Here is a 21,751-nt window from a genome sequence, read left to right as displayed (position 1 = left end):
GGGTCAGAGGCCGTCATTGGCTGACGGTGGCAATCGACCCATACCTGTCATTCGTGAGCGACAACAGTCGGCCAAAAACGGACGGTCGGTGACCTGCAAACACAGCGACGAGGCCTGTGCCCTTCAACGGTGATTCATCACTCTAGCCACCCAGCCACCGCTCAGGGGTTCAGATACTTGATGACAGCACCGGCAAACAGCTCTGGCTGATCAAGCATGATGAAGTGAAAACTGCCGTCAATGCGCCTGAAGCTGATGTTTGGGGTCGAGGCATAGGCGTTACGGAACATTGCATCAATCTGGGATGCCTCTACGCCGTAATGCAGGTCGTAGGCATAGACGACTTCGACCGGCACCTTGATGCGTCCAAGCTCAGGCCGGAGGTCGGTAACCATCAGTTCATACATCGCATCGGCCATAGTCTTTCGGTCCGAGTTTATCCCCGCTGCGACCAGGCTTGGTCTGGCCGCTTCGGTTTTGGCGAGACGGGCGATGGAGGCCTGCTGCATGGCGTCCACCTGCTCAGGCGTTGCCGCTAACATTGCATCGCGCATCGCAGCAGCATGCGGCGCCGCCGTTTCACTGGTCGCGGAGGGGTCAAACAGCAACGTATAAAAGGGCATCGCATCGACAATCATCAGGCGTCCCACTTGATCGGGATGACGAGCACCTAACATCAGCGCCACCTCACCACCCAACGAATGACCGATGATGACAGGCGCCTCGATGCGCTGGCTGCGGATGTATTCAGAGACAGCTTCGACCGTCGGCGCGATTACTCGACCGTCTGTATTGGTTACAGCAGGTGAGCCAGCAAAACCAGCTACCTGTACGAGATGGAGACGGTGGCTCTGCCGTAATCTGGAGGCCAAATCAGCCCATACTTCGTAGGACGACGCAAATCCTGGAATCAAGATAATATCTGTTCCCGAGCCTTGTACCAGAACCGAGATACCACCCTGCTTGACAGTGCCTGTGGGCAGAGGCGCAGCCTGGATCGGCGATGCAGACAGCAGCACCAGCGTGGTGACAACTCCGGCAAGGATCATTCCTGCATGCATGGCATTCTCCTTTTCGTGCAATACGAAATGACACTTACGATGCCAAGGTTGCCAATTGCAACAATGGAGAGGCCATTGAGCGGGTTCATAGCCATTCCTTTGACCGAAAAAAAATCATTGCCACTATACGGCGCACAAAAGCATCAGAAAACTATCCCCGCATGCAATCCTTGGTGCCTGCTTCGGATCGAAGCGGCCACTCTGCACCAGAGATTCAAGCTGCGCATCCATCACCTAAAATTGTTCAACCGCCCCTTCATCTCTTATTCTCAAGACCTGACCTGCCACCGCCCGCCGGAGCCCCATGAACCTCGCCACCCTGACCTTATTCCTACCGGCCTGCTTCGCTCTGAACATGGCGCCCGGCCCTAACAATTTGCTGTCCGTGAGCAACTCCACCCGCTACGGCTACCGCACCTCGTGCCTGGCAGGCGTCGGTCGCCTGTTGGCGTTCGCCGGGATGATCGCCCTCACCTCCGCCGGGCTGGCGGTGGTGTTGCAAACCTCGGAGTTGTTGTTCTACGGGATCAAGATCCTCGGGGCCTCCTATCTGTTTTACCTGGCGTATCAACTGTGGCGGGACAATCCGCAGGCGAAGTCTGAGTCGACGGCGGCCAAGGCAGGGTTGTGGGCCCTGGCCCGCCAGGAATTCCTGGTGGCGGCAGGCAACCCCAAGGCGGTGCTGATCTTCACGGCGTTCCTGCCGCAGTTCGTCGACCCGGCGCAACCGGTAGGCGCGCAGTTCCTGGTGCTGGGGGCGCTGTTCCTCGGGCTTGAACTGATCGCCATCAGCGCCTACGCCTACATGGGCCTGCACATGCGCCGCTGGTTCGCCGACCCCCGGGGCAAGCGCCTGTTCAACCGTGGCTGCGCCGTGCTGTTGTCGGGAGCGGCCTCGGTGCTGCTGATGGCCCGTCGCGGCTGAAATCCGCCACTTCGCTTCTACGCGATGCAGGACCAGCAATGGGCAGCGGATCGTCGTCACGCAGCGCTCCAGAGTCCAGTCGCTGAAAGCTTCCGAGAGCCAGGTGCCGGCCCACGCCGTGAGCACCCAAGGGGCCTTGTCACCGTGACAGCGATGCAGGCGCTCGATCTGCCCCGGGGCCTCGAACTGGTGCTTGGCCTGGCCGATCCCGTGCGAGGTCAGGGCCTTGACAGATGCATAGCCGGCTCCAGCCCCCGTCCGGCGCTCCAGAGCCGGGTGCCATTAGCACATTTGTGCTAATCGACCGCTGCCCAGGCCAGCGTTATAGTCCTTCGCACTCCCCTCAGTGTTCCCCAATGCCGCAGCTTTGCGGTGTCGGGGATCTCTATGCCTGAAAAACCACATCAAGGACGACGCATGAACACCTCCATCCCCTTCTCTTGACCCCGGCATCGCGGGTTTTCCCCTGGCACCGCGCCCGGCATGGGCAACGCCTTTCCCCACTCAAGGAACCTTCTCAATCATGAAACTCTCAATCACTGCCCTGGCGCTCGCCGTTGCTGTTCTGTCCGGTTGCGCCACCCCGAAACAATGGGAAGCCACCGGCGGCAGCAAGACCGACGGCGTAGTCCAGGTGTCCTACGAGCAAGGCCAGTTCGAGAACGGCCAAAGCACCGCGGCCCAAGGGCTGGCCACCGCCACCGAACGCTGCAAGGTCTGGGGCTACAAGAACGCCGAACAGTCGGGCAGCGAGAAGTCGATCTGCAAGACCATGGGCCAGTTCAACTGCCTGCAGACCACCGTGACCCAGGACTATCTCTGCAAGCGTTGATTGGTAGCCGACGGATCGGCGACCTGACGTTAGCGCGCTGCAACCCGTCGTTGACCTGCCCGGCCTGCCACGCAGCCCCGGGCACCCGCCTTCGCCGCGCGCATCTTTCAGGCCATCGCGCCTAGCGCCTGGTGCCGCTCAATGGCGGAAAATACCTGCAGCCGGGCACGATGCAATAGCACCCGCACATGGCTAAGGGAAATCTCCAGGTGCCTGGCAATCACCTCAAGCTCCAGGCCCTGACGCTCGCGGAGCAACAAGACCCGACGTTGCAGCAATGGCAGGCTGGCCAGTTCGCGCTCCATGCAGCCGCGAAGCTGCTCTTCGCACAACAAGGCTTCCGGGCTGTCTTCGTGCCAGTCCCGCGGCGCCGACAACCAGCCGCCGTCGACCACGGCAAAACGCCGAGCACCCAGGTCGTCTTGAAGGGATGGGCGCTCACCGCCGCCCAGCGCCTCACGGCGATGCTGCACATAACGACACTTGGCCGCGTTGGCGGTGATGGCCAGCATCCAGGTCTTGAGGCTGGAGCGGCACTGAAAGCCGGCGAGGTTGCGCACGATGGCCAGCCAGGCGTCCTGGACCACGTCGTCGACCTGCCAGTGCCCGACGATGGCCAGGGCCACCGAGCGCATGGCGCCCTGATGTCGCCTGACCAGTTCGCGGTAGGCCTGCGGCTCGCCGGCCAGCAGGCGCGGCAACAGCTGTGAATCGTCGCTGACACTTGCCAGCGGTGGGAACTGCAAAGATTCCATGTCGTGGATCTCCATGCCGATAAGCTCGCCCCTTCACCGCAGGGACAACAATCCTACGAACCAGCTTAGGAAATGGATGCGCCCTCGTGCACATTTTTCTCTGACAGCCGCCTCGGGCTCGCTATGATGGTTCACCATGAATCCCAGCCTTGCGATCCGCCAACCGTGTCCGCCCGGCGCCTGCATCTGCGAGCGCGAGCAGTTGCTGGACACCCCCGGAGCCGACCTGCGCATCCTCAATCTGACGCGCCAGGAGGAAAAGCGCCTGCTCGAACGCCTGGAAAACCTCAAGGACCTGGCGGACCTGGAGCACATGCAACGGCGGATGTACGAGCAACTGGGCATCCGCGTCGACATCAACCCCAGTGACCATGGGGTACGCAGCATGCGCGGCATTGCCATCTCCCTGGGCGAGCTGCCCGGGCTGTGCCGCAAGACCCGGCAATCGATCCCGGCCGCCATCCGCCGGGCCATGGAGCAGCGCCCGGAAATCGCCTACCGCCTGCTGGACTCCCAGGACCTGTTGCGCGGTACCTGAATGCTGCGCTCTCAGCCGTCAGGCTGGCCGCTCAAGGCTTGCAGCCTGGCGCCTGAACCCGGAAACTTGCCGCTGCTTTTTCCAGGACCTCTCTCATGCAAAACACCCCACTGAACGCCGCCGACTTCGAAGCCCTCGAAGACACCCTGCTCAAGTACGGCGACGACCACTCGGTACTCAACCCCTGCGAGCTGGACGGCTACTTCACCGCACTGGTGTCGGGCCCGACCCAGGTCGACATCGCCGAATGGTTCCCGGGGATCTGGGGCGGCGAGAACCCCAACTGGGAAGCCCCGGAGGAATGCCGGCAGTTCATCGATCTCTGTGTGCGCCACATCAACACCCTGGCCGAGCAACTGGCCAGCGATGCCCAAGGCTTCCACGCACGTTTCGAAACCACCGAGCACCAGGGCCAGAACCTGCTGCTGGCCGAGGAATGGTGCTTTGGCTACCTGCGCGGAGTGGCGGTGGGCAACTGGCCACAGATGCCGGCGCCACAGACCGCCTGGCTGCAGACGATCATCGACTGCGCCGAGCAGGACAACTTCGAACTGCCGGCCGATCTGGACCTGGACCAGCATCGCCAGCAAGTCGCGGCCATCGAACCGGCAGCGCGGGCGCTCCACGGCTACTGGCTGACCCAGCGCTAAGCTCCCGCCAAGGCAGGATCCGACCGATAAAAAACGCCGCTGGCCCTCCCCGGGCCAGCGGCGTTTTCATGCCTGCCATAAGGTGCTGCGCAGGGGGTTACAACAACTGACGCTGCACCGCTTCATCCAGGGTGCTGCGGGCCAGTTCCTGGACCACGTCGCGGGTGTCCTGCTGGAACGGAATGGCGACGATCAGCAGCAACTGCATCCAGGTGCGCACCGACTCGCTCTTGCGAATCCGCCCCAGCTCCTTGCCGTCCTTGTCCTTGAACACGGTTTCCTGGGTGAAGGTGTTCTTCGCCATGGACGGAATCACGAAAAAGGTCGCGCCGGTGATGATGGCCGAAGCCAGGCTGAACTGTTCATTGCGCTACAGGGTGGCTTCGGCATAGAGGTCGGCTTCGACCTTGTCGGTGCCGCCCCGGGAAAAGCGGCACAGGCCCGCTCTCGGAGGTTATTGATAGTCCTCTTCATAGGCCTGGAGCAGATTGAACAAGTGCTCCTGGGGCATCGCGCAGTCCTGCAACGGTTCGGGCGCAACCCCGTGCCATGGCTCATCGGGGTCGCTTTCGACAATCAGCAGCGGCACCTGGGCCTCATTGAAGAAGGCGAGGATGTCCCGCAGTTCCTGTTCACGTTGCACATGGTCGTTGTGAAACAGCTTGGCGCTGTAGAAGAAGCCCTCGGCACCACGGCGCAGATGGCTCTGGGCAACGCTCAGGGACAGGCCCAGGCGCTGATGGAGAAACTTCACTAGCGCCAGGCTGCTGGTGGGGGTCGCCACGGCGATGCTTATCCGCGACATGGCAGGCTCCTTGAAAAAACCCTGGCGATCCGCCGTGCAGTTACTCGGGTTGCCACAGTTCGAGACCCTCCATGTGGCGTTCGATGTCATCCATGTGGTCGTCTCCCAGGGTGCAGTCGAACGGCTCGCTGAGAATCCTGCGCACCTGGGCCAGGCGCTGGGTGACCTGCTGGCCATCGATGAAATCAGTGGTGGCGCGCTGGTAGTCGGCCACGGGTTTATCCATGTAATAGGCGCCCATCTTGTGCAGCGAGATCAAGACGAACTCCAGTTCCGCCAGGGCTTGCAGTGCCTGCTCCCCCGAGAGGGTGATGGTGCGGTTGCTTTCCAGCATCGAATACTTCCTTGGCTCTCAACAATTGGACAGACCGCCGCCACCTGAGTAGCGTGCGGCGCACACTTCAATCCGACAGGCCCCCAAACATGCAGATCAGGGACTATCAAAGCCGCGATCTGGAAGCGTTGCTGGCACTCTGGCTGGACGCTTCAATCCAGGCCCACCACTTTGTCGACCCCGACTTCTGGCGCAGCAAGGTCGAGGACATGCGCAACCTCTACATTCCCAATGCCCAGACCCGAGTGGCCGAACGCGACGGCCAGCTCCTGGGTTTTTACTGCCTGCATGAGGATCGACTGGCAGCGATTTTCGTCGGCGTGCAGCACCAGGGCCAGGGCTTGGGCGCGCAGCTTTTGGCCGATGCCCGCGAGCGCCGCTCACGCCTGGAACTGGCGGTGTATGCCGCCAACCTGCCGAGCATCGGCTTTTACCGCCAGCAGGGTTTCCAGGTGATCGACAACGGCATCGACCCCGATACCGGCCAGGCCGAACTGATCATGGCCTGGCCGGGCCGAACAACCGGCCTGACTGAAACCCTCAGCGACTCGGGGCCGGAGCCAGCTTGAGCCGGGTCGGGTCGATGGCGCAGGCCATGTTGCGCAGTTCCCCGAGCAACGACTGACGAGGAAATGCGGCCCATTGCGCAAGATCTTCCTTGCGCATGACCTCCACGCCCTGGGCGAACGGCGCGGAAAAGTACACCCGGCCAAACTGCGCCGATTCATCCTTCTCGCAGTTGATCACCCGAGTCGCCCGCGAGCTGTAGATCGGCGGTTTGCCGCCGCCCAGCTGAGCAGGCTTGGCGTAGTTGTTGACCAGATAGAACTGCCGCAGGTTGGGGTTGTTCTGGTAGAGGGCCAGCGAGTTGGCAGCGAAGTAGGTGCCCAGCTCCGGGGTCTCCAGCACCTTGAACATGCCCTCCGGACGCTGCGGCGCCGGGGCCTCCTTGGGAGTACCCGAATGGGCGCAACCGGCAAGCACAAGCGCCGCGCTCAAGCTCAACAGCTTGTTCATCGGCCCGCTCCCTGGGCCAGGTCCGGCCGCTCCTGGTGCAGCAGCGGCTGATCGACGCTGCCCTGCAACGAGCAGAGCAATCGGCTCTTGCCGCCTTCATCGCTGAGCATGAGGATCTTTTCCGCAGAACCCGGCGCCGGGGCGATGCCCGAAGCGGCGCCTGGGTTGTCCTGCCAGGGCGCCGCAGCGTTGGCCTTGATCTGCGGTCGGGAGATGAAGTATTCGCCGGCCTCCTGCCAACCGGCCTGGGGCAGCGCGGCCATGACGGCCTCGCGGCTGGCATCGATGTCAAAGCCCCAGAAGTGGAAGGTGCCCTGCTCACCCAGGTCGAACTGGCGATCGTAGTAGGCGGTCAGGGGCAGGCCCTGATCCAGCAGCGGGCGGGAAAACGCCGTCAGCGCGGTGGCGCTGTCGCGGCGCTCCGCCACCGGAATCCAGGCGATGCCCTGGCGCTGATTCTCCGCCAGCTTCACCACTTGCCCGAGTTCGGCGCGCTGTTGATACAGGGCCTTGAAAAACTCCGGCTGGCAGTCCAGCAGGCTCTGGCTGAGGCTGGCTGCCTGGGCGGTGCCGGCCCACAGGCCGAAGAGCAAGGCCAGCAGCGGTGTGCTGGAAAGGCGGGGCAAGGTGCGCGTCCGTTGCATGGTCTGGAGCATCCTGAGCAGGCGAAAAAACCGCGACTCTACTCCCGCAGGCAGCACCGAGACAAATCCGCCTGCAGGCGCCAGGCCTGCTGGGCAGAGCGGCGTCGCTGCCGCGTCAGAGGACAATGCTGCCCTTGAGGTACAAGGCGCCGTAGCCGCTGATGATCACCCGCCCGTTGTCCAGCACCTGACATTCCAGCTGGCCCTTGCGCGCCCCACCCTGCTGCGCCCGCAACTGGCGCTTGCCCAGGCGCGCGGCCCAGTAAGGCGCCAGGGAGGTATGGGCGGAACCGGTGACCGGGTCTTCATTGACCCCGACCCGCGGGCCGAACCAGCGCGAGACGAAATCGAACTCCCGGGACGGCGCCGTCACCGCGATGCCACGCACATCGAAGGCGGCCAGGGCGGCGAAATCGGGCTTGAGCGATTCCACCAGGCGTTCGTCGTCCACCACCAGCAGGTAATCGTCGGTGCGGTACAGGGCCTCGGCCGCCGGCAATCCCAGGGCTTGCAGCAGGGCCGGAGGTATCGCCACGGCCTCGGGCTGCTTGGCGGGAAAATCCATGGACAGCAGGCCGCCCTCGCGGCTGACCCGCAACTCGCCGCTGCGGGTGGCAAAGCGCAGCACGTCGCGGCGCTCGCCCAACTGCTCGAACAGCACCCAGGCCGCCGCCAGGGTCGCGTGCCCGCACAGGTCGACTTCCACCGCGGGGGTGAACCAGCGCAGTTCGAACACCTCGCCGTTGGGCACGAAATAGGCGGTTTCCGAGAGGTTGTTCTCTTCGGCGATGCGCTGCAGGACCTCGTCCGGCAACCAGGCGTCCAGGGGGCACACCGCCGCCGGGTTGCCGCCAAAGACTTGGGAGGTAAAGGCATCCACTTGAAAGATATCGAGCTGCATCGCGGTCATTCCTCGGCGCCTTGGGCGCGGATCTGTTCCAGGTAGTTGTAGATGGTGTAGCGGGTCACGCCGAGGGCCGCGGCGGCCTTCTCGATCCCGCCCTTGACGATGAACACGCCGCGGTCCTGCATCTGCCGCACGGCGTCGAGCTTGTGCTGCCGGGTCATGCGTGCGCCGCCGGGGCAGGCGCCCTGGATGATCTGGGCCAGCAACTGCTCCATGTCCTGGGGCTCGGCGATTCGCGGCTCGGGCGCAGCCCCCAGCCCCAGCATCTGCCCCAGGCAGGCGTGGGCCGCGGCGATGCCGCTCAGGTCACTGTTGCTGCACAGGCTGGCAAAGGGTTGCCCGCCGCTGTCGCGAAAGACCACGGTGGAACTGCGCAACTCGCGGCCGTCGGGGGCCTGGGTCGGGTAGTTTTCCAGCACCAGGGGCGTGCTCCCGGAGCGGTCCTCCAGGGCCCGCAACACCGCGGCGAACCCCAGGTCATGCCGGGGGCCGCCCAGCACCGGGCCACCCACTCGACGCCCGGTGACATGGCCGTTGGCAATGGCGACGATCGAACGCTCGGGCTGGTCGAGGTCATGCAGGACGATTTCCACATGGGGGCCGACCACACCCGCCAGCATCTTCAGGGTACCGTGCAGCACCTGCAGGACCAGTTGGCGCTCGGCAAGGACGGGGTCGGCAGTGGGGGTCATGGTGCTCTCGGTGAGTAAAACGGCAGCAAAAATTATCAACGTTTTGTTGAATTAACAACTTTTTGTTTAATTGATTCCGGTCACCTCCAGCCAACATGGCAATTGCATAGCCAGGGCCATTGCTGCAATATTCGCGAATGTTAAACGTTCTCATTTAAACCCCTTTCCTTCACGTGCCCTCCTCCATGACTCCCTCCCTGCTTCTTGTCGAAGACGACGCCCGACTGCGCGACGACCTGGACCTGCATTTCCGCCAGCGCGGCTTTACCGTCACCCCCTGCGCCGACGGCCGCCAGGGGCTGGCCGCGGTGCGGGCCGGACACTTCGACCTGGTGCTGCTGGACATCATGCTGCCGGGCATGGACGGCCTGGAACTGCTGGACACCCTGCGCCACGAACAGGGCACGCCGGTGATGCTGATGTCGGCCCTGGGCGCCGAGCAGGACCGCATCACCGGCTTCACCCGGGGCGCCGACGATTACCTGCCCAAGCCCTTCAGCCTGGCCGAACTGGATGCCCGCGCCGACGCCCTGCTGCGGCGCATGGCCCGGGTGCAACAGCAGCAGGCCACGCGCCAGGACCCGGACCTCGACTTCGACGACCAGGCCCAGGACGTGCTGCACCAGGGCCGCGCCGCGGGCCTCACCGGTTCCGAATACCGGCTGCTGGTGACCCTGCGCGAGCATCCCGGGGAAACCCTGAGCAAACCCTTCCTCTACCAGCAGGTGCTGCACCGCATCTACACCCGCCTGGATCGCGGCCTGGACGTGCACGTGTGCAACCTGCGGCGCAAGCTCGTCGAACTGGGCGTGCAACATCTGCAGATCCAGGCGGTGCGCGGCGCCGGCTACATCCTGGTGGAAGCGGAACGCCCCTGATGCGCCGCCATCCCCTGTTGTGGAAACTGGCCCTGCTGCAGATCGGCTTCTGCCTGCTGCTGACCTGGATCATCTGGACCTGGGGCCTGTCCGCCGAGCGCAGCACCTATTTCCTCGCCCCCGCCGACCGCCAGTACCTGGCCAGCTACGCCCAGCAGGCCGAGGCGGCCTGGCACCAGGGCGGCGCGGCGGCGGTGGACGCTTTCGAACAACGCCTGGCGGCCGAGGAAGACACCTGGGTCGCGGTGCTGGGCGAGCGCCTGCAACGCCTGGGCAGCACCGCGCTGACCGCTGAAGAAGCCAGCCGCCTGACCTTCATGCGCAAGCTCGACTGGCCCATGAGCCGGCGCCTGCAAGACCAGCTGCCCTACGTCAGCATCGAATTCCCCGAGCACCCGGAGCAAGGCCGGCTGGTGCTGCAACTGCCCGAGCGCCTGCTGCCCAGCGGCCTCACGCCCTGGACCCACGTGCTCAGCCACGGCGTGGTGCCGACCCTACTGGCCGCCCTGCTCGGCCTGTTGATCTATCGCCATCTCGTGGTGCCCTTGAACCGCCTGCGCGACCGCGCCGATGCCCTGCGCGCCGACGACCTGGAGAGCCAGGGGTTGGCCACTCCCCTGGTCAATCGCAGCGACGAGTTGGGCGAGTTGGCCCTGGCTTTCGAGCACATGGCCGAGCGCCTGCGCCAGAGCCTGGCCCAGCAGCGCCTGTTGCTGCGCACCCTGTCCCATGAACTGCGCACGCCCCTGGCGCGGTTGCGCATCGCCCATGACAGTGCACTGCCAGAGGAGCAGTTGCGTCAGCGCCTGGACCGGGAAATCGCCGACATGCAGCGCCTGCTGGAAGACACCCTGGACCTGGCCTGGCTCGATACCGAGCGCCCGCAACTGCCTACCGAAGCGGTGCAGGTGCTGTCGATCTGGGAAGCCCTGCGCGAGGACGCCTGCTTCGAAAGCGCCTGGGACACCGAGCGCCTGCCCTGCCTGCTGAACGCCGATTGCCGGGTCCAGGTGCACCTGGACAGCGTCGCCCAGGCCCTGGAGAACCTGCTGCGCAATGCCATCCGCTACTCCCCCGCCGACGGCCGGGTGAGTTTGCGCGGCTGGCGCGAAGGCGCGTACTGGCACCTGTGCCTGGAAGACCAGGGCCCTGGCGTCGCCGAGCAGGACCTGCAACGCATCTTCCAGCCCTACCAACGCCTGGACTCGGCCCAGGGCGACGGTTTCGGCCTGGGCCTGGCCATCGCCCGGCGCGCCGTCGAGCTGCACCAGGGGCGGATCTGGGCCAGCAATGGCCAGCCCGGGCTGTGCATGCACCTGCTGCTGCCCGCCGCCTAGGCCCGGCAACAACCGCGCCTGCGCGCAAAACAGGCCTGGTCCAGGCCTGGAAGTGTTTAGAAAGTTAATGCGCTTTACTCGCAAATAGCAGTCATTATCATTCGTGATCTTCCTGTTTCTGCTTCTGTCCGGAGATCACCGATGTCCATGCGCTCGATGCGTCCTTTCGCCCCTTTCCTGCTGTCCGGCTGCTGCCTGCTCAGCCAGGCCGTGCAGGCTGCCAACGACGGCACGGCCCAGCCGGCCCTGGAGCTGGAACCGCAGTCGGTGATCGCCACCGCCAAGGAAGAAACCAAGCAGGCGCCGGGGGTCTCGGTGATCACCGCCGAGGACATCCAGAAGCGCCCACCGGCCAATGACCTGTCGCAGATCATCCGCACCATGCCCGGGGTCAACCTCACCGGTAACTCCACCAGCGGCCAGCGCGGCAACAACCGGCAGATCGACATCCGCGGCATGGGCCCGGAAAACACCCTGATCCTGGTGGACGGCAAGCCGGTAGGCAGCCGCAACTCGGTGCGCTACGGCTGGCGCGGCGAACGCGATAGCCGCGGCGACACCAACTGGGTGCCGGCCGACCAGGTGGAACGCATCGAAGTGATCCGCGGCCCGGCGGCGGCCCGCTACGGCAACGGCGCCGCCGGCGGGGTGATCAATATCGTCACCAAGCAGGCCGGCACTCAGACCCACGGCAACGCGACCATCTACAGCTCGTTCCCGACCCACAAGGACGAAGGCGCCACCCAACGCATGAGCTTCGGCCTCAACGGCCCGCTGACCGACACCTTGAGCTACCGGGTCTACGGCAACGTGGCCAAGACCGATTCCGACGACGCCGACATCAACGCCGGCCATGAATCCCTGCGCACCGGTAACCAGGTCGGCACCCTGCCCGCCGGCCGTGAAGGCGTGCGCAACAAGGACCTCAACGGCCTGTTGAGCTGGCACCTGACCCCGGACCAGACCCTGGACTTCGAAGCCGGCTTCAGCCGCCAGGGCAACATCTACACCGGCGATACCCAGAACACCAACAGCAACAAGAATGTGCAGGGCCTGCTGGGCCACGAGACCAACCGCAGCTACCGCGAGACCTATTCGCTGACCCACCGCGGCGAGTGGGACTTCGGCAGTTCCATGGCCTACCTGCAATACGAAAAGACCCGCAACACCCGGATCAACGAAGGCCTGGCCGGCGGCACCGAAGGCATCTTCAGCAACAGCGAGTTCTACACCGCAGTGCTGCGCGACCTGACCGCCCATGGCGAGCTCAACCTGCCGCTGCATGCCGGTTTCGAGCAGACCCTGACCCTGGGCAGCGAATGGTCCCAGCAAAAACTCGACGACCCCAGCGCCAACACCCAGAGCACCAGCGAAGGCGGCGCGGTCAACGGCCTGACCTCCAGCAACCGCGACACCCAGTCCAGCGCGCAGATCTTCTCGCTGTTCGCCGAAGACAACATCGAACTGCAACCGGGCACCATGCTCACCCCGGGCCTGCGCCTGGACCACCACAGCATCGTCGGTGACAACTGGAGCCCATCCCTCAACCTGTCCCACGCCCTCAGCGACAGCCTGACCCTCAAGGCCGGCATCGCCCGCGCCTACAAGGCGCCGAACCTGTACCAGCTCAACTCCGACTACCTGCTCTACAGCCGCGGCCAGGGCTGCTACGGCCAGAGCACCAGCTGCTACCTGCAGGGCAACGACAAGCTCAAGGCGGAAACCAGCGTCAACAAGGAACTGGGCCTGGAATACAAGGCCGACGGCTGGGTCGCCGGCCTGACCTACTTCCGCAACGACTACAAGAACAAGGTGGAATCCGGCCTGGCGCCGGTGAGCCGTGCCAGCGGCGGCAGCGGTGCTTACCGCAACTCGGCGATCTACCAGTGGGAGAACGTACCCAAGGCCCTGGTGGAAGGCCTGGAAGGCACCCTGACCATTCCTCTGGCCAGCCAACTGACCTGGAACAACAACTTCACCTATATGCTGCAATCGAAGAACAAGGAAACCGGCGACTACCTCTCGGTGACCCCGCGCTACACCCTCAACTCGATGCTCGACTGGCAGGCGACCCAGGACCTGTCGCTGCAGGCCACCGTGGCCTGGTACGGCAAACAGACGCCGAAGAAGTACGACTACCACGGCGACCGCGTCACCGGCAGCGCCACCCAGCAACTGGCGCCCTACGCCATTGCCGGGGTCAGCGGCACCTACGCCCTGACCCGCAACCTGAGCCTGACCGCCGGGGTCGACAACCTGTTCGACAAGCGCCTGTTCCGTGAAGGCAATGCCCAGGGCGTGAACAATATCGCCGGCGCCGGCGCCGCCACCTACAACGAACCCGGGCGCACCCTGTACACCAGCCTGACTGCATCGTTCTGAGCCATCACCAAGAACCCGCCGAGAACGCCTGATGAGAACTTTTTTCCTGCCCCTGGCCCTGGCCTGGGGCCTGGCGGGAGCGGCCCTGGCCGCCCCCGCCCCGGACCAGCCCATGGACCGCAGCCTGCTGCAACCCCAGGACCTGCCCTACCGCTTCACTAGCCTGCAACTGGACTCCGCCGACGGCCAGCGGCACTACCAACTGTGGATCGGCAAGCCGCTGCAGGCGCCGCCGCCCCAGGGCTACCCGGTGCTGTGGATGCTCGATGGCAACGCCGCCATCGGCGCCCTCGACCCCGAGCAGCTCAAGCGCCTGGACCCGGGCCAGGCGCCGCTGCTGGTGGCCGTGGGTTACCAGACCCCGCTGCGCATCGAACGCAACGCCCGGACCTATGACTACACCCCGCAGCAACCGGGCATCGCGGAGCAGAAAGACCCGTTGACCGGGCAACCCAGCGGCGGCGGCGAAACCTTCCTGCAACTGCTGCGCGAACGCATGCGCCCGGCAGTGGCGGCGCAGGTGCCGATCGACGCCGGGCAACAGACACTGTGGGGGCACTCCTATGGCGGCCTGCTGGTGCTGCAGGCACTGTTCAAGCACCCCGGGGAGTTTCGTCATTACGCCGCGGCGAGCCCCTCGCTGTGGTGGGGCGACGGCTTGATCCTCGGCCAGGCCCAGGGCCTGGCCGAGCGCCTGCAGGGCCATCGTGCGCAATTGCTGCTGATGCGTGGCGGCGCCGAACCTGGCAACCCACGCCAGCCGCCGGGGCCCGAGGCCGACCAGCGCGCGAGGCAGTTGCAGGGGCAACTGGCCCAGGTGCCGGGGCTGGCCCTGGACTACCACAGCTTCGAAAAACTCAGCCATGGCGAAACCCTGGCCGCTTCCCTGCACTACGTGCTGCAGCGGCTGTACCTGCCGGCGGCCAAGGACTGAAAACCCGGCGCCCGGGGGCAAGGCCCGGGCCACGAATTCCAACGCAAGAGACGGAGTGCAAGCCTTGGGGCGGCGGGCTAATCTGCCGCTCGCCCCGCCACTTGTTCCGGATCGCCGATGCCCACCTGCCCCGCCACTCGTTTTCTTGCCGCCCTGGATGCCGACTGGGCCGCGCTGATCGCCGCCGTCGGCCCCTGCCTGCACCAGCCCCGCCCGGAGCGCGAGCCTTATCAGGCGCTGGTGCGCGCGGTGGCCTACCAGCAACTGCATGCCCGCGCCGGCGACGCGATACTCGGCCGCCTGCGCGCCTTGTTTCCCGGGCAGGACTTCCCCACACCCCGGCAACTGGCCGATGCCAGCCTGGAGAGCCTGCGCGGCTGCGGTTTCTCCGCGCGCAAGGTGGCGACCCTGCAGGGCATCGCCCACGCCACCCTGGACGGCCGCGTGCCCGATGCCGCCAGCGCCCGCGGCCTGGACGATGAACAGTTGATAGAACGCCTGACCCAGTTGCCTGGCATTGGCCGCTGGACTGTGGAGATGCTGCTGATCTACAGCCTTGAGCGCGCGGACATATTGCCGGTGGATGATTTTGGCGTACGCGAAGGCTACCGCCGCCTGAAAGGCCTTGAGCAACAGCCCGGCCCCCGGCAGCTGCGCCAGATCGGCCAGGCCTGGAGCCCCTGGCGCACCACCGCGGCCTGGTACCTGTGGCGCGTGCCGTCGGCCTGACCCGCTCCTGGGCATTGGTCGTTGAACCGAACCCGGCAGGCCACAACGCGATCCCACTGTAGGAGCTGGCTTGCCAGCGAAAGCGCCCGCAAGCGCTCCCCAATATCCAACCGCTGAACCGACACCGCCTGGCCGCTGCGCGGTTCGCCGGCAAGCCGGCTCCTACGAGGGTATGTCCTTCTGTAGGAGCTGGCTTGCCAGCGAAAGCGTCCGCAGGCGCGCCCCAATATCCAACCCCTGAACCGGCACCGCCTGGCCGCTGCGCGGTTCGCCGGCAAGCCGGCTCCTACGGGGATATGCCCTTCTGTAGGAGCTGGCTTGCCAGCGAAAGCGTCCGCAGGCGCGACCCAATATCCAACCGCTGAACCGGCGCCGCCTGGGCGCTGCGCGGTTCGCCGGCAAGCCGGCTCCTACATGCCCAGCCAGTTGGGCAGGGCCAGGGAGATCAGCGGCACGTAGGTCACCAGGATCAGGAACAGCAGCAAAATCATCAGCCACGGCATGGCCGCGCGGATGGTCTGGCCCAGGGTCAGGCCGGTCACCGCCGAGGTCACGAACAGGTTCAGGCCCACCGGCGGATGCACCAGGCCAATCTCCATGTTGACCACCATGACGATCCCCAGATGAATCGGGTCGATCCCCAGCTTCATGGCAATCGGGAAGAAGATCGGCGCCAGGATCAGCACGATCGCCGAAGGCTCCATGAAGCTGCCCGCCACCAGCAGCACCACGTTGACCATCAGCAGGAAACCGATCGGCGTCAGGCCTTCGGAGATCACCCAGGCGGTGATTTCCTGGGGGATCTGCTCGGTGGTCAGCACGTGGGCGAAGAGCATGGCGTTGGCGATGATGAACATCAGCATGATCGACAACCGGCCCGACTCCAGCAACACCTTGGGGCAGTCCCGCAGCTTCATGTCGCGGTACACGAACAGCGCGACAAAGGCCGAGTACACCGCCGCCACCGCCGCCGCTTCGGTGGGGGTGAACATGCCGCTGTAGATACCGCCAAGGATGATCACCAGCAACAGCAGGCCCCAGAAAGCCCGGCGCGCACTGCTCAACCATTCGCGGAAGGTGGCCCGCGGTTGCGCCGGCAGTTTCTTCACCCGGGCCACGATGTAGATGGCGATCATCAGCAATAGGCCCAGCAACAGCCCGGGGATCACCCCGGCCATGAACAGCTTGCCCACCGAGGTCTCGGTGGCGGCCGAGTACACCACCATGACGATCGACGGCGGAATCAGGATGCCCAGGGTCCCGGCGTTGCAGATGATCCCGGCGCCGAACTCCTTCGGATAACCGGAGCGCACCATGCCCGCCACGGCGATCGAACCCACCGCCGCCACGGTGGCCGGCGAGGAGCCGGACAAGGCAGCGAACAGCATGCAGGCCAGCACCGCGGCAATCGCCAGGCCGCCACGGATATGCCCGACGCAGGCATTGGCGAAGTCGATCAGGCGCTGGGCCACGCCGCCGGTGGTCATGAAGGCCCCGGACAGGAGGAAGAACGGAATCGCCAGGAAGGTGTAGGCGTCGGAAGTCTCGAACAGCTTGATCGCCAGGGAGCTCAGGGAATCCTGGCTGAACATCAGGATCGACATCGCCCCTGAAAGGCCCAGGGCAATGGCGATCGGCACGCCGAGGAACATGAACACCAGCAGGAACAGGAACAGACAGAGCACGGCCATCAGTCACGCTCCCCGTGGTTGCCGGCCAGCTTGCTGGCCTCCCCTGCTTCATCCGCCAAGCCCAGGCCGACCTGGCGCCGGGTGAGGATCCGATAGAAGATTTCCAGGTAGCGGATCAGCACCAGGGCAAAGCCGATGGGCACGATCACCACGATGTGGCTGATCCGGATGCCGAAGCGGTCCAGGTCTTCGGCGCCGATATGGGCGGCCATGATCGCGCTCAGCCACTTGTAGCTGGCGACCATGAACAGCCCGGCGTACACCAGGCAGCACAGGCAGGCCAGCAGCGCCAGGTAGCGTTGCACCGGGCGCGGGGTCAGGCGCACCAGGGCGTCCACTCCCAGGTGCCCGGCGGTGCGCACGCCATAGGAGATGCCGAAGAAGATCAGCCAGCCGAACATCGCCTTGGTCAGGGCCACGCTCCAGGTCATGTCCTGGGCCAGGCCCATGGTGGTGTCGCCCAGAACGTTGAAGAAGGCGCTGCTGGCGGCCCATTTGTCAGCCAGGGCGAAGAACAGGGTGTAGATGTTGTTGAGCATCACGTAGACGAAGGTCACCAGGGTCATGGTCGCCAGCAGCAGGGCAATCAGGCCCTCCTCCAGGTGCTCCCAGATACGTCTCAGGGACTGCATAGAGATACCTCGCGAAACGAGCAGTGGCCGTCCGCTGCGGACGGCCGGGAGGGATGATCAGGGGCGCTGGTTGGCGGCGTCGGCGGCCTTGATCAGGTCGGCGCCGATCTCGTCCTCGAACTTGCTCCACACCGGGCGCACGGTGTCGCGCCAGGCCTGGCGCTGCTCGGAAGTCAGTTCGATGATTTCGCTGGTCCTGGCCTCGACGATCTTCTGCTTGGCGCTCTGGTTCAGGGCTTCGGCCTGTTTGTTCACCTCCACCGAGACCTCGGCCATGATGCTTTCCAGCTCGCCGCGCACGTCTGCCGGCAGGCCGTTCCAGAAGGTGGCGTTGGTGATCACCATGTAGTCGATCAGGCCGTGGTTGGACTCGGTGAAGTACTTCTGCACCTCGTTGACCTTCTGGCTTTCATAGTTCGACCAGGTGTTCTCGGTGCCGTTGACGGTGCCGGTCTGCAGGCCCTGGTAAACCTCGGCGAAACTCATCTTGCGCGGGTTGGCGCGCAGGGCCTTGAACTGTTCTTCGAGCACGCTGGAGGCCTGCACGCGGAACTTCAGGCCGCGGGCGTCCTTGGGTTCATGCAGGGGCTTGTTGGCCGAGAGTTGCTTCAGGCCGTTGTGCCAGTAGGCCAGGCCGAGAATGCCCTTGCCCTGCATGGCCGTCAGCAACTGCTTGCCTTCGGCGGCCTGGAAGCGGTCCACCGCCGCCAGGTCGTCGAACAGGAATGGCAGATCGTAGATCTGGATCTGCTTGGTGTACTGCTCGAACTTGGCCAGGGACGGCGCCAGCATCTGCACATCCCCCAGCAGCAGCGCTTCCATCTCCTTGCCATCGCCGAACAGCGACGAGTTGGGGTAGACCTCGACCTTGACCCGCCCCGGCAGGCGTTCCTCGGCGAGTTTCTTGAACAGCAGCGCGCCCTGGCCCTTGGGGGTGTTCTCGGCCACCACGTGGGCGAACTTGATGACGATAGGGTTGCCGGTGGATTCGGCGGCCTGGGCCAGGCCGGCGGTGAACAATGCAGCGGCACAGCACAGCGCCCTTGAAAGCTTGAACATGGACATCACCTTTTTATTGTTGTGATAGAGGCAAGAGTGCCCAAGGCGCTGCGTATAGAGAATTTCGAATTTTTGATACCCGCGTTCACCCCAGCCGAACACCCCCTGTGTAGGAGCCGGCTTGCCGGCGAAGGGGCCCTCAAGCCTGGCGCTGCACCCGCCGACGCCTTCGCTGGCAAGCCAGCTCCTACAAGGGCGGTGCCTGGGAAATCGGCGTCAACCCCCGCCCCGTAGGAGCCGGCTTGCCGGCGAAAGCGCCCTCAAGCCTGGCGCCGCAGCCGCCGACGCCTTCGCTGGCAAGCCAGCTCCTACAAGGGCGGTGCCTGTGAAATCGGCGCCAATCCCCGCCCCGTAGGAGCCGGCTTGCCGGCGAAGGGGCCCTCAAGCCTGGCACCGCCCCCGCCGACGCCTTCGCTGGCAAGCCAGCTCCTACAAGGGCGGTGCCTGGGAAATCGGCGCCAACCCCCGCCCCGTAGGAGCCGGCTTGCCGGCGAAAGGGCCCTCAAGCCTGGCGCTACACCCGCCGACGCCTGCGCTGGCAAGCCAGCTCCTGCAAGGGGGCAATTGAACCGCGCGCGCGTAACCCCTACAGTCTCGCCTCCCGATATCACCTTGAGGTCAATGATGGCCGCACTTCGCCTGACTACCCTGCACACCACACAAGCGGTGCTGGATGCCTTTCGCGACAGCCAGGTGCCCGCCGAGGTGCTGCTGGAGGGCAGCGGCATCCAGCTGGCGGACCTGGACCTGCCCAACAGCCTGATCAACATCAGCCAGGAAATGCGCGTGTTCAGCAACGCCGTGGCCTTGCGCCAGGACCTGGGACTGGTGCTGGGGCGCAACCTGCACATCTCGGCCTATGGCATGTTCGGCCTGACCCTGCTGACCAGCGCCACCCTGCGCGAGGGCTGGTCCCTGGCCTTGCGCTACCCGCTGCTGCTGGGCACCTTCTTCCACCTCGACCTGGAGGTCCGCGACGGCCTGGCCTGGCTCACCGCCGACCAGTACAGCGAAACCGAGCTTGAGGTGTTCAACACCGACTTCTGCATGTCGTCCTACCGGGTCACCTGCCAGGACCTGCTGGGGTGCTCGCTGCCCCTGCGCGAGGTGCATCTGATGCATGGCCCCCAGCCCTACCTGGACAGCTATGAACAGGCCTTCAACTGCCCGGTGCGCTTCAATGCCGGGCGCAATGCCATCGGCTTCGACCTGGAATGGCTGGACCGGCGCCTGCCCCTGGCGGACCTGGTGACCCAGAACGACATGCTGCAGCGCTGCATCCGCCTCAATGAAGAACTCAGCGCGCGGCCGACCTGGATCGACCAGGTGCGGCGCATCCTCAATGAACAGCTGCACGCAGTGCCGGATTTCGACAGCCTGGCGCGCCAGGTGCACTGCTCGCCGAGCACCCTGCGCCGGCGCCTGCGAGCCCAGGACACCAGCTACCAGCAACTGCTGGACGAGCTGCGCTATGCCCGGGCCCAGCAACTGCTGGGGCAGCACAGCCTGCCCATCTACCGCATCGCCGAAGCCCTGGGCTTCAAGGAAACCGCGAGTTTCCGCCATGCCTTCCAGCGCTGGAGCGGTGTCGCCCCGGGGCGTTTCCGGCAGTTGGCCGGCCAGCTCGGGCCACTTTCAGACTGTGCTGAAGAATGACGTCAAATATCCCCTATTGACCGTTGCAAACATTCTCTCCACCGGCCATCCGGCCAAGAATGATCCATCAGATGGTTCTGAACATTTCAGACATGGAGTTGTCGCATGAAATCGCTGCACGCCGCCCTCACCCGCCTGGCCATGGCCTGCTCCCTGGGTGCCCTCGCCGCAACCTGCTCCCAAGCCGCCCTGGCCGCCCCCGAGCGCACGGTGAACATCTTCAACTGGTCGGAATACATCGCCCCCAACACCATCAAGGACTTCCAGGCCGAGAGCGGGATCAAGGTCAAGTACGACATCTTCGAAAGCAATGAAGTCCTCGAAGCCAAGCTGCTCACCGGCAACAGCGGCTACGACGTGGTGGTGCCTTCCAGCGGTTTCGTCAGCAAGCAGATCAGCGCCGGCGCCTTCCAGCCCCTGGACCGGGCGCAACTGCCGAACTGGAAGAACCTCGACCCGGCGCTGATGAAGCTGCTGGAACAGAGCGACCCCGGCAACCGCTACGTGATCCCCTACATGTGGGGCACCAACCTGATCGGCTACAACCGTGACAAGGTCCAGGAACTGCTGGGCAGCGACGCCCCGGTCAACAGCTGGGACCTGGTGTTCAAGGAAGAGAACCTGAAGAAGCTCAGCCAGTGCGGCGTGACCTTTCTCGACTCGCCTGCGGAAATGCTGCCCCTGGCCCTGCACTACCTGGGCCTGGACTCCAACAGCCAGAACCCCGAGGACTACCGCAAGGCCGAGGCCCTGTTGCTCAAGCTGCGTCCCTATGTGCGCTATTTCCACAGCGCCAAGTGGATGGGCGACATCGCCAACGGCAACATCTGCGTGGCCGTGGGCTACTCCGGCGGCTTCCTGCAGGCGGCCAACCGCGCCAACGAAGCCAAGAACGGCGTGCACATCGAAATGCGCATTCCCAAGGAAGGCACCCTGGTGTGGATCGACACCGTGGCCATCCCCGCCGGCGCCAAGCACGTGGACACCGCCCACGCCTTCCTCAACTACCTGATGGAACCCAAGGTCATTGCCTCCATCAGCAACTACGTCGGCTACCCCAACGGCGTCACCGACTCCAAGCCGTTCATCCAGCAGTCGTTGCTGGACAACCCCGATCTGTTCCCCAGCGCCGAGACCATGACCCGCCTGTTCCCCCTGGCGCCACTGCCAGCCAAGGCCGAGCGGGTCCGCACCCGTTCCTGGGTCAAGGTCACCAGTGGCCGCTGACTCACTCACCCCGAAGCTGCTCCGGGCCACCGCCAATGGCGCGCCTGGAGGCTTTCCACGCGGGCT

24 protein-coding genes and 1 pseudogene are annotated in these 21,751 nt (G+C 64.9%); 13 read left to right on the top strand and 12 right to left on the bottom strand.

Features of this window, described 5'->3' with window-relative positions; all coding sequences use genetic code 11:
• Positions 1-161: 161 nt before the first annotated feature.
• Positions 162-1,061, bottom strand: coding sequence for an alpha/beta fold hydrolase (locus U873_RS0110620; protein WP_025128237.1), 900 nt, complete (start codon positions 1,059-1,061; stop codon positions 162-164).
• On the opposite strand from U873_RS0110620, the gene U873_RS36920 reads away from it, so the two are divergent.
• From U873_RS36920 to yecR, 3 genes are all read left to right on the top strand, one after another.
• Positions 1,056-1,433, top strand: coding sequence for a hypothetical protein (locus U873_RS36920; protein WP_177330256.1), 378 nt, complete (start codon positions 1,056-1,058; stop codon positions 1,431-1,433). The genes U873_RS0110620 and U873_RS36920 overlap by 6 nt on opposite strands.
• The gene (locus U873_RS0110615; RefSeq protein ID WP_025128236.1) at positions 1,366-1,986 is read left to right on the top strand and encodes a LysE family translocator; all 621 of its coding nucleotides are present in this window, start codon (positions 1,366-1,368) and stop codon (positions 1,984-1,986) included. The genes U873_RS36920 and U873_RS0110615 overlap by 68 nt, the downstream gene beginning before the upstream one ends.
• Before the next feature lie 523 nt (positions 1,987-2,509).
• Positions 2,510-2,818, top strand: a complete 309-nt coding sequence (yecR, locus tag U873_RS0110610; RefSeq protein ID WP_025128235.1) for a YecR family lipoprotein — start codon at positions 2,510-2,512, stop codon at positions 2,816-2,818.
• Positions 2,819-2,925: 107 nt separating this feature from the next.
• On the opposite strand, the gene U873_RS0110605 is transcribed toward yecR, so the two are convergent.
• Positions 2,926-3,573 carry an RNA polymerase sigma factor gene (locus U873_RS0110605; protein WP_025128234.1) on the bottom strand — a complete coding sequence of 216 codons (648 nt, stop codon included), beginning with the start codon at positions 3,571-3,573 and terminating at the stop codon, positions 2,926-2,928.
• Between the two features lie 136 nt (positions 3,574-3,709).
• Here U873_RS0110605 and U873_RS0110600 point away from each other — a divergent pair, with 136 nt between their 5' ends.
• Together U873_RS0110600 and U873_RS0110595 are read left to right on the top strand one after the other, a co-directional pair.
• Positions 3,710-4,111, top strand: coding sequence for a hypothetical protein (locus U873_RS0110600; RefSeq protein ID WP_025128233.1), 402 nt, complete (start codon positions 3,710-3,712; stop codon positions 4,109-4,111).
• A 95-nt stretch (positions 4,112-4,206) separates the two neighbouring features.
• Positions 4,207-4,761 carry a UPF0149 family protein gene (locus U873_RS0110595; protein ID WP_025128232.1) on the top strand — a complete coding sequence of 185 codons (555 nt, stop codon included), beginning with the start codon at positions 4,207-4,209 and terminating at the stop codon, positions 4,759-4,761.
• A gap of 97 nt (positions 4,762-4,858) precedes the next feature.
• Here the strand turns inward: U873_RS0110595 and U873_RS34295 are convergent.
• The 3 genes and pseudogenes from U873_RS34295 to U873_RS0110580 all read right to left on the bottom strand — a co-directional run.
• Positions 4,859-5,194 (bottom strand): annotated as a pseudogene (locus U873_RS34295) (hypothetical protein); the annotation flags it as partial.
• Positions 5,195-5,215: 21 nt separating this feature from the next.
• Positions 5,216-5,566 carry a hypothetical protein gene (locus U873_RS0110585; protein ID WP_025128230.1) on the bottom strand — a complete coding sequence of 117 codons (351 nt, stop codon included), beginning with the start codon at positions 5,564-5,566 and terminating at the stop codon, positions 5,216-5,218.
• Positions 5,567-5,606: 40 nt separating this feature from the next.
• Positions 5,607-5,900, bottom strand: a complete 294-nt coding sequence (locus U873_RS0110580) for a hypothetical protein (RefSeq protein ID WP_025128229.1) — start codon at positions 5,898-5,900, stop codon at positions 5,607-5,609.
• Between the two features lie 89 nt (positions 5,901-5,989).
• Here U873_RS0110580 and U873_RS0110575 point away from each other — a divergent pair, with 89 nt between their 5' ends.
• A complete protein-coding gene (locus tag U873_RS0110575) occupies positions 5,990-6,469 on the top strand; it encodes an N-acetyltransferase (protein ID WP_025128228.1) in 480 nt (159 codons plus the stop codon).
• On the opposite strand, the gene U873_RS0110570 is transcribed toward U873_RS0110575, so the two are convergent.
• The 4 genes from U873_RS0110570 to U873_RS0110555 form a co-directional block, all read right to left on the bottom strand.
• The gene (locus U873_RS0110570) at positions 6,441-6,917 is read right to left on the bottom strand and encodes a surface-adhesin E family protein (RefSeq protein WP_025128227.1); all 477 of its coding nucleotides are present in this window, start codon (positions 6,915-6,917) and stop codon (positions 6,441-6,443) included. The genes U873_RS0110575 and U873_RS0110570 overlap by 29 nt on opposite strands.
• Complete coding sequence (locus U873_RS0110565; protein ID WP_025128226.1) at positions 6,914-7,561, bottom strand: hypothetical protein; 648 nt, start codon at positions 7,559-7,561, stop codon at positions 6,914-6,916. Before U873_RS0110565 ends, U873_RS0110570 begins: the two co-directional genes overlap by 4 nt.
• A gap of 115 nt (positions 7,562-7,676) precedes the next feature.
• Positions 7,677-8,462, bottom strand: coding sequence for a PhzF family phenazine biosynthesis protein (locus U873_RS0110560; protein WP_025128225.1), 786 nt, complete (start codon positions 8,460-8,462; stop codon positions 7,677-7,679).
• Between the two features lie 5 nt (positions 8,463-8,467).
• Positions 8,468-9,160, bottom strand: coding sequence for a transcriptional regulator (locus U873_RS0110555; protein ID WP_025128224.1), 693 nt, complete (start codon positions 9,158-9,160; stop codon positions 8,468-8,470).
• 185 nt (positions 9,161-9,345) lie between these two features.
• On the opposite strand from U873_RS0110555, the gene U873_RS0110550 reads away from it, so the two are divergent.
• From U873_RS0110550 to U873_RS0110530, 5 genes are all read left to right on the top strand, one after another.
• Positions 9,346-10,038, top strand: a complete 693-nt coding sequence (locus U873_RS0110550; RefSeq protein WP_025128223.1) for a response regulator transcription factor — start codon at positions 9,346-9,348, stop codon at positions 10,036-10,038.
• Complete coding sequence (locus U873_RS0110545) at positions 10,038-11,375, top strand: sensor histidine kinase (RefSeq protein ID WP_025128222.1); 1,338 nt, start codon at positions 10,038-10,040, stop codon at positions 11,373-11,375. The genes U873_RS0110550 and U873_RS0110545 overlap by 1 nt, the downstream gene beginning before the upstream one ends.
• 147 nt (positions 11,376-11,522) lie before the next feature.
• A complete protein-coding gene (locus U873_RS0110540) occupies positions 11,523-13,757 on the top strand; it encodes a TonB-dependent siderophore receptor (RefSeq protein WP_371261300.1) in 2,235 nt (744 codons plus the stop codon).
• A 31-nt stretch (positions 13,758-13,788) separates the two neighbouring features.
• Positions 13,789-14,691 carry an alpha/beta hydrolase gene (locus tag U873_RS0110535; RefSeq protein ID WP_025128220.1) on the top strand — a complete coding sequence of 301 codons (903 nt, stop codon included), beginning with the start codon at positions 13,789-13,791 and terminating at the stop codon, positions 14,689-14,691.
• Positions 14,692-14,808: 117 nt separating this feature from the next.
• Positions 14,809-15,420, top strand: coding sequence for a DNA-3-methyladenine glycosylase (locus U873_RS0110530; protein WP_025128219.1), 612 nt, complete (start codon positions 14,809-14,811; stop codon positions 15,418-15,420).
• Positions 15,421-15,830: 410 nt separating this feature from the next.
• Here U873_RS0110530 and dctM read toward each other — a convergent pair whose 3' ends face one another.
• The 3 genes from dctM to U873_RS0110515 are packed head-to-tail and all read right to left on the bottom strand — an operon-like array spanning position 15,831 to position 18,802.
• Positions 15,831-17,111, bottom strand: coding sequence for a C4-dicarboxylate TRAP transporter large permease protein DctM (gene dctM / locus U873_RS0110525; RefSeq protein ID WP_025128218.1), 1,281 nt, complete (start codon positions 17,109-17,111; stop codon positions 15,831-15,833).
• A complete protein-coding gene (locus tag U873_RS0110520; protein ID WP_025128217.1) occupies positions 17,111-17,743 on the bottom strand; it encodes a TRAP transporter small permease in 633 nt (210 codons plus the stop codon). Before U873_RS0110520 ends, dctM begins: the two co-directional genes overlap by 1 nt.
• Positions 17,744-17,800: 57 nt before the next feature.
• Positions 17,801-18,802 (bottom strand): TRAP transporter substrate-binding protein, encoded by a 1,002-nt coding sequence (locus U873_RS0110515; protein WP_025128216.1) that lies wholly within the window; start codon positions 18,800-18,802, stop codon positions 17,801-17,803.
• A 624-nt stretch (positions 18,803-19,426) separates the two neighbouring features.
• Between U873_RS0110515 and U873_RS0110510 the strand changes: the two genes are divergently transcribed.
• Both U873_RS0110510 and U873_RS0110505 read left to right on the top strand, forming a co-directional pair.
• Positions 19,427-20,458 carry an AraC family transcriptional regulator gene (locus U873_RS0110510; RefSeq protein ID WP_025128215.1) on the top strand — a complete coding sequence of 344 codons (1,032 nt, stop codon included), beginning with the start codon at positions 19,427-19,429 and terminating at the stop codon, positions 20,456-20,458.
• 105 nt (positions 20,459-20,563) lie between these two features.
• Positions 20,564-21,685, top strand: coding sequence for a polyamine ABC transporter substrate-binding protein (locus U873_RS0110505; RefSeq protein WP_025128214.1), 1,122 nt, complete (start codon positions 20,564-20,566; stop codon positions 21,683-21,685).
• Positions 21,686-21,751: the final 66 nt, after the last annotated feature.

The sequence above is a fragment of the Pseudomonas sp. PH1b genome, from assembly GCF_000633395.1.
Classification (GTDB): Bacteria; Pseudomonadota; Gammaproteobacteria; order Pseudomonadales; family Pseudomonadaceae; genus Aquipseudomonas.
This window is presented reverse-complemented; position numbering and strand designations above follow the sequence as displayed.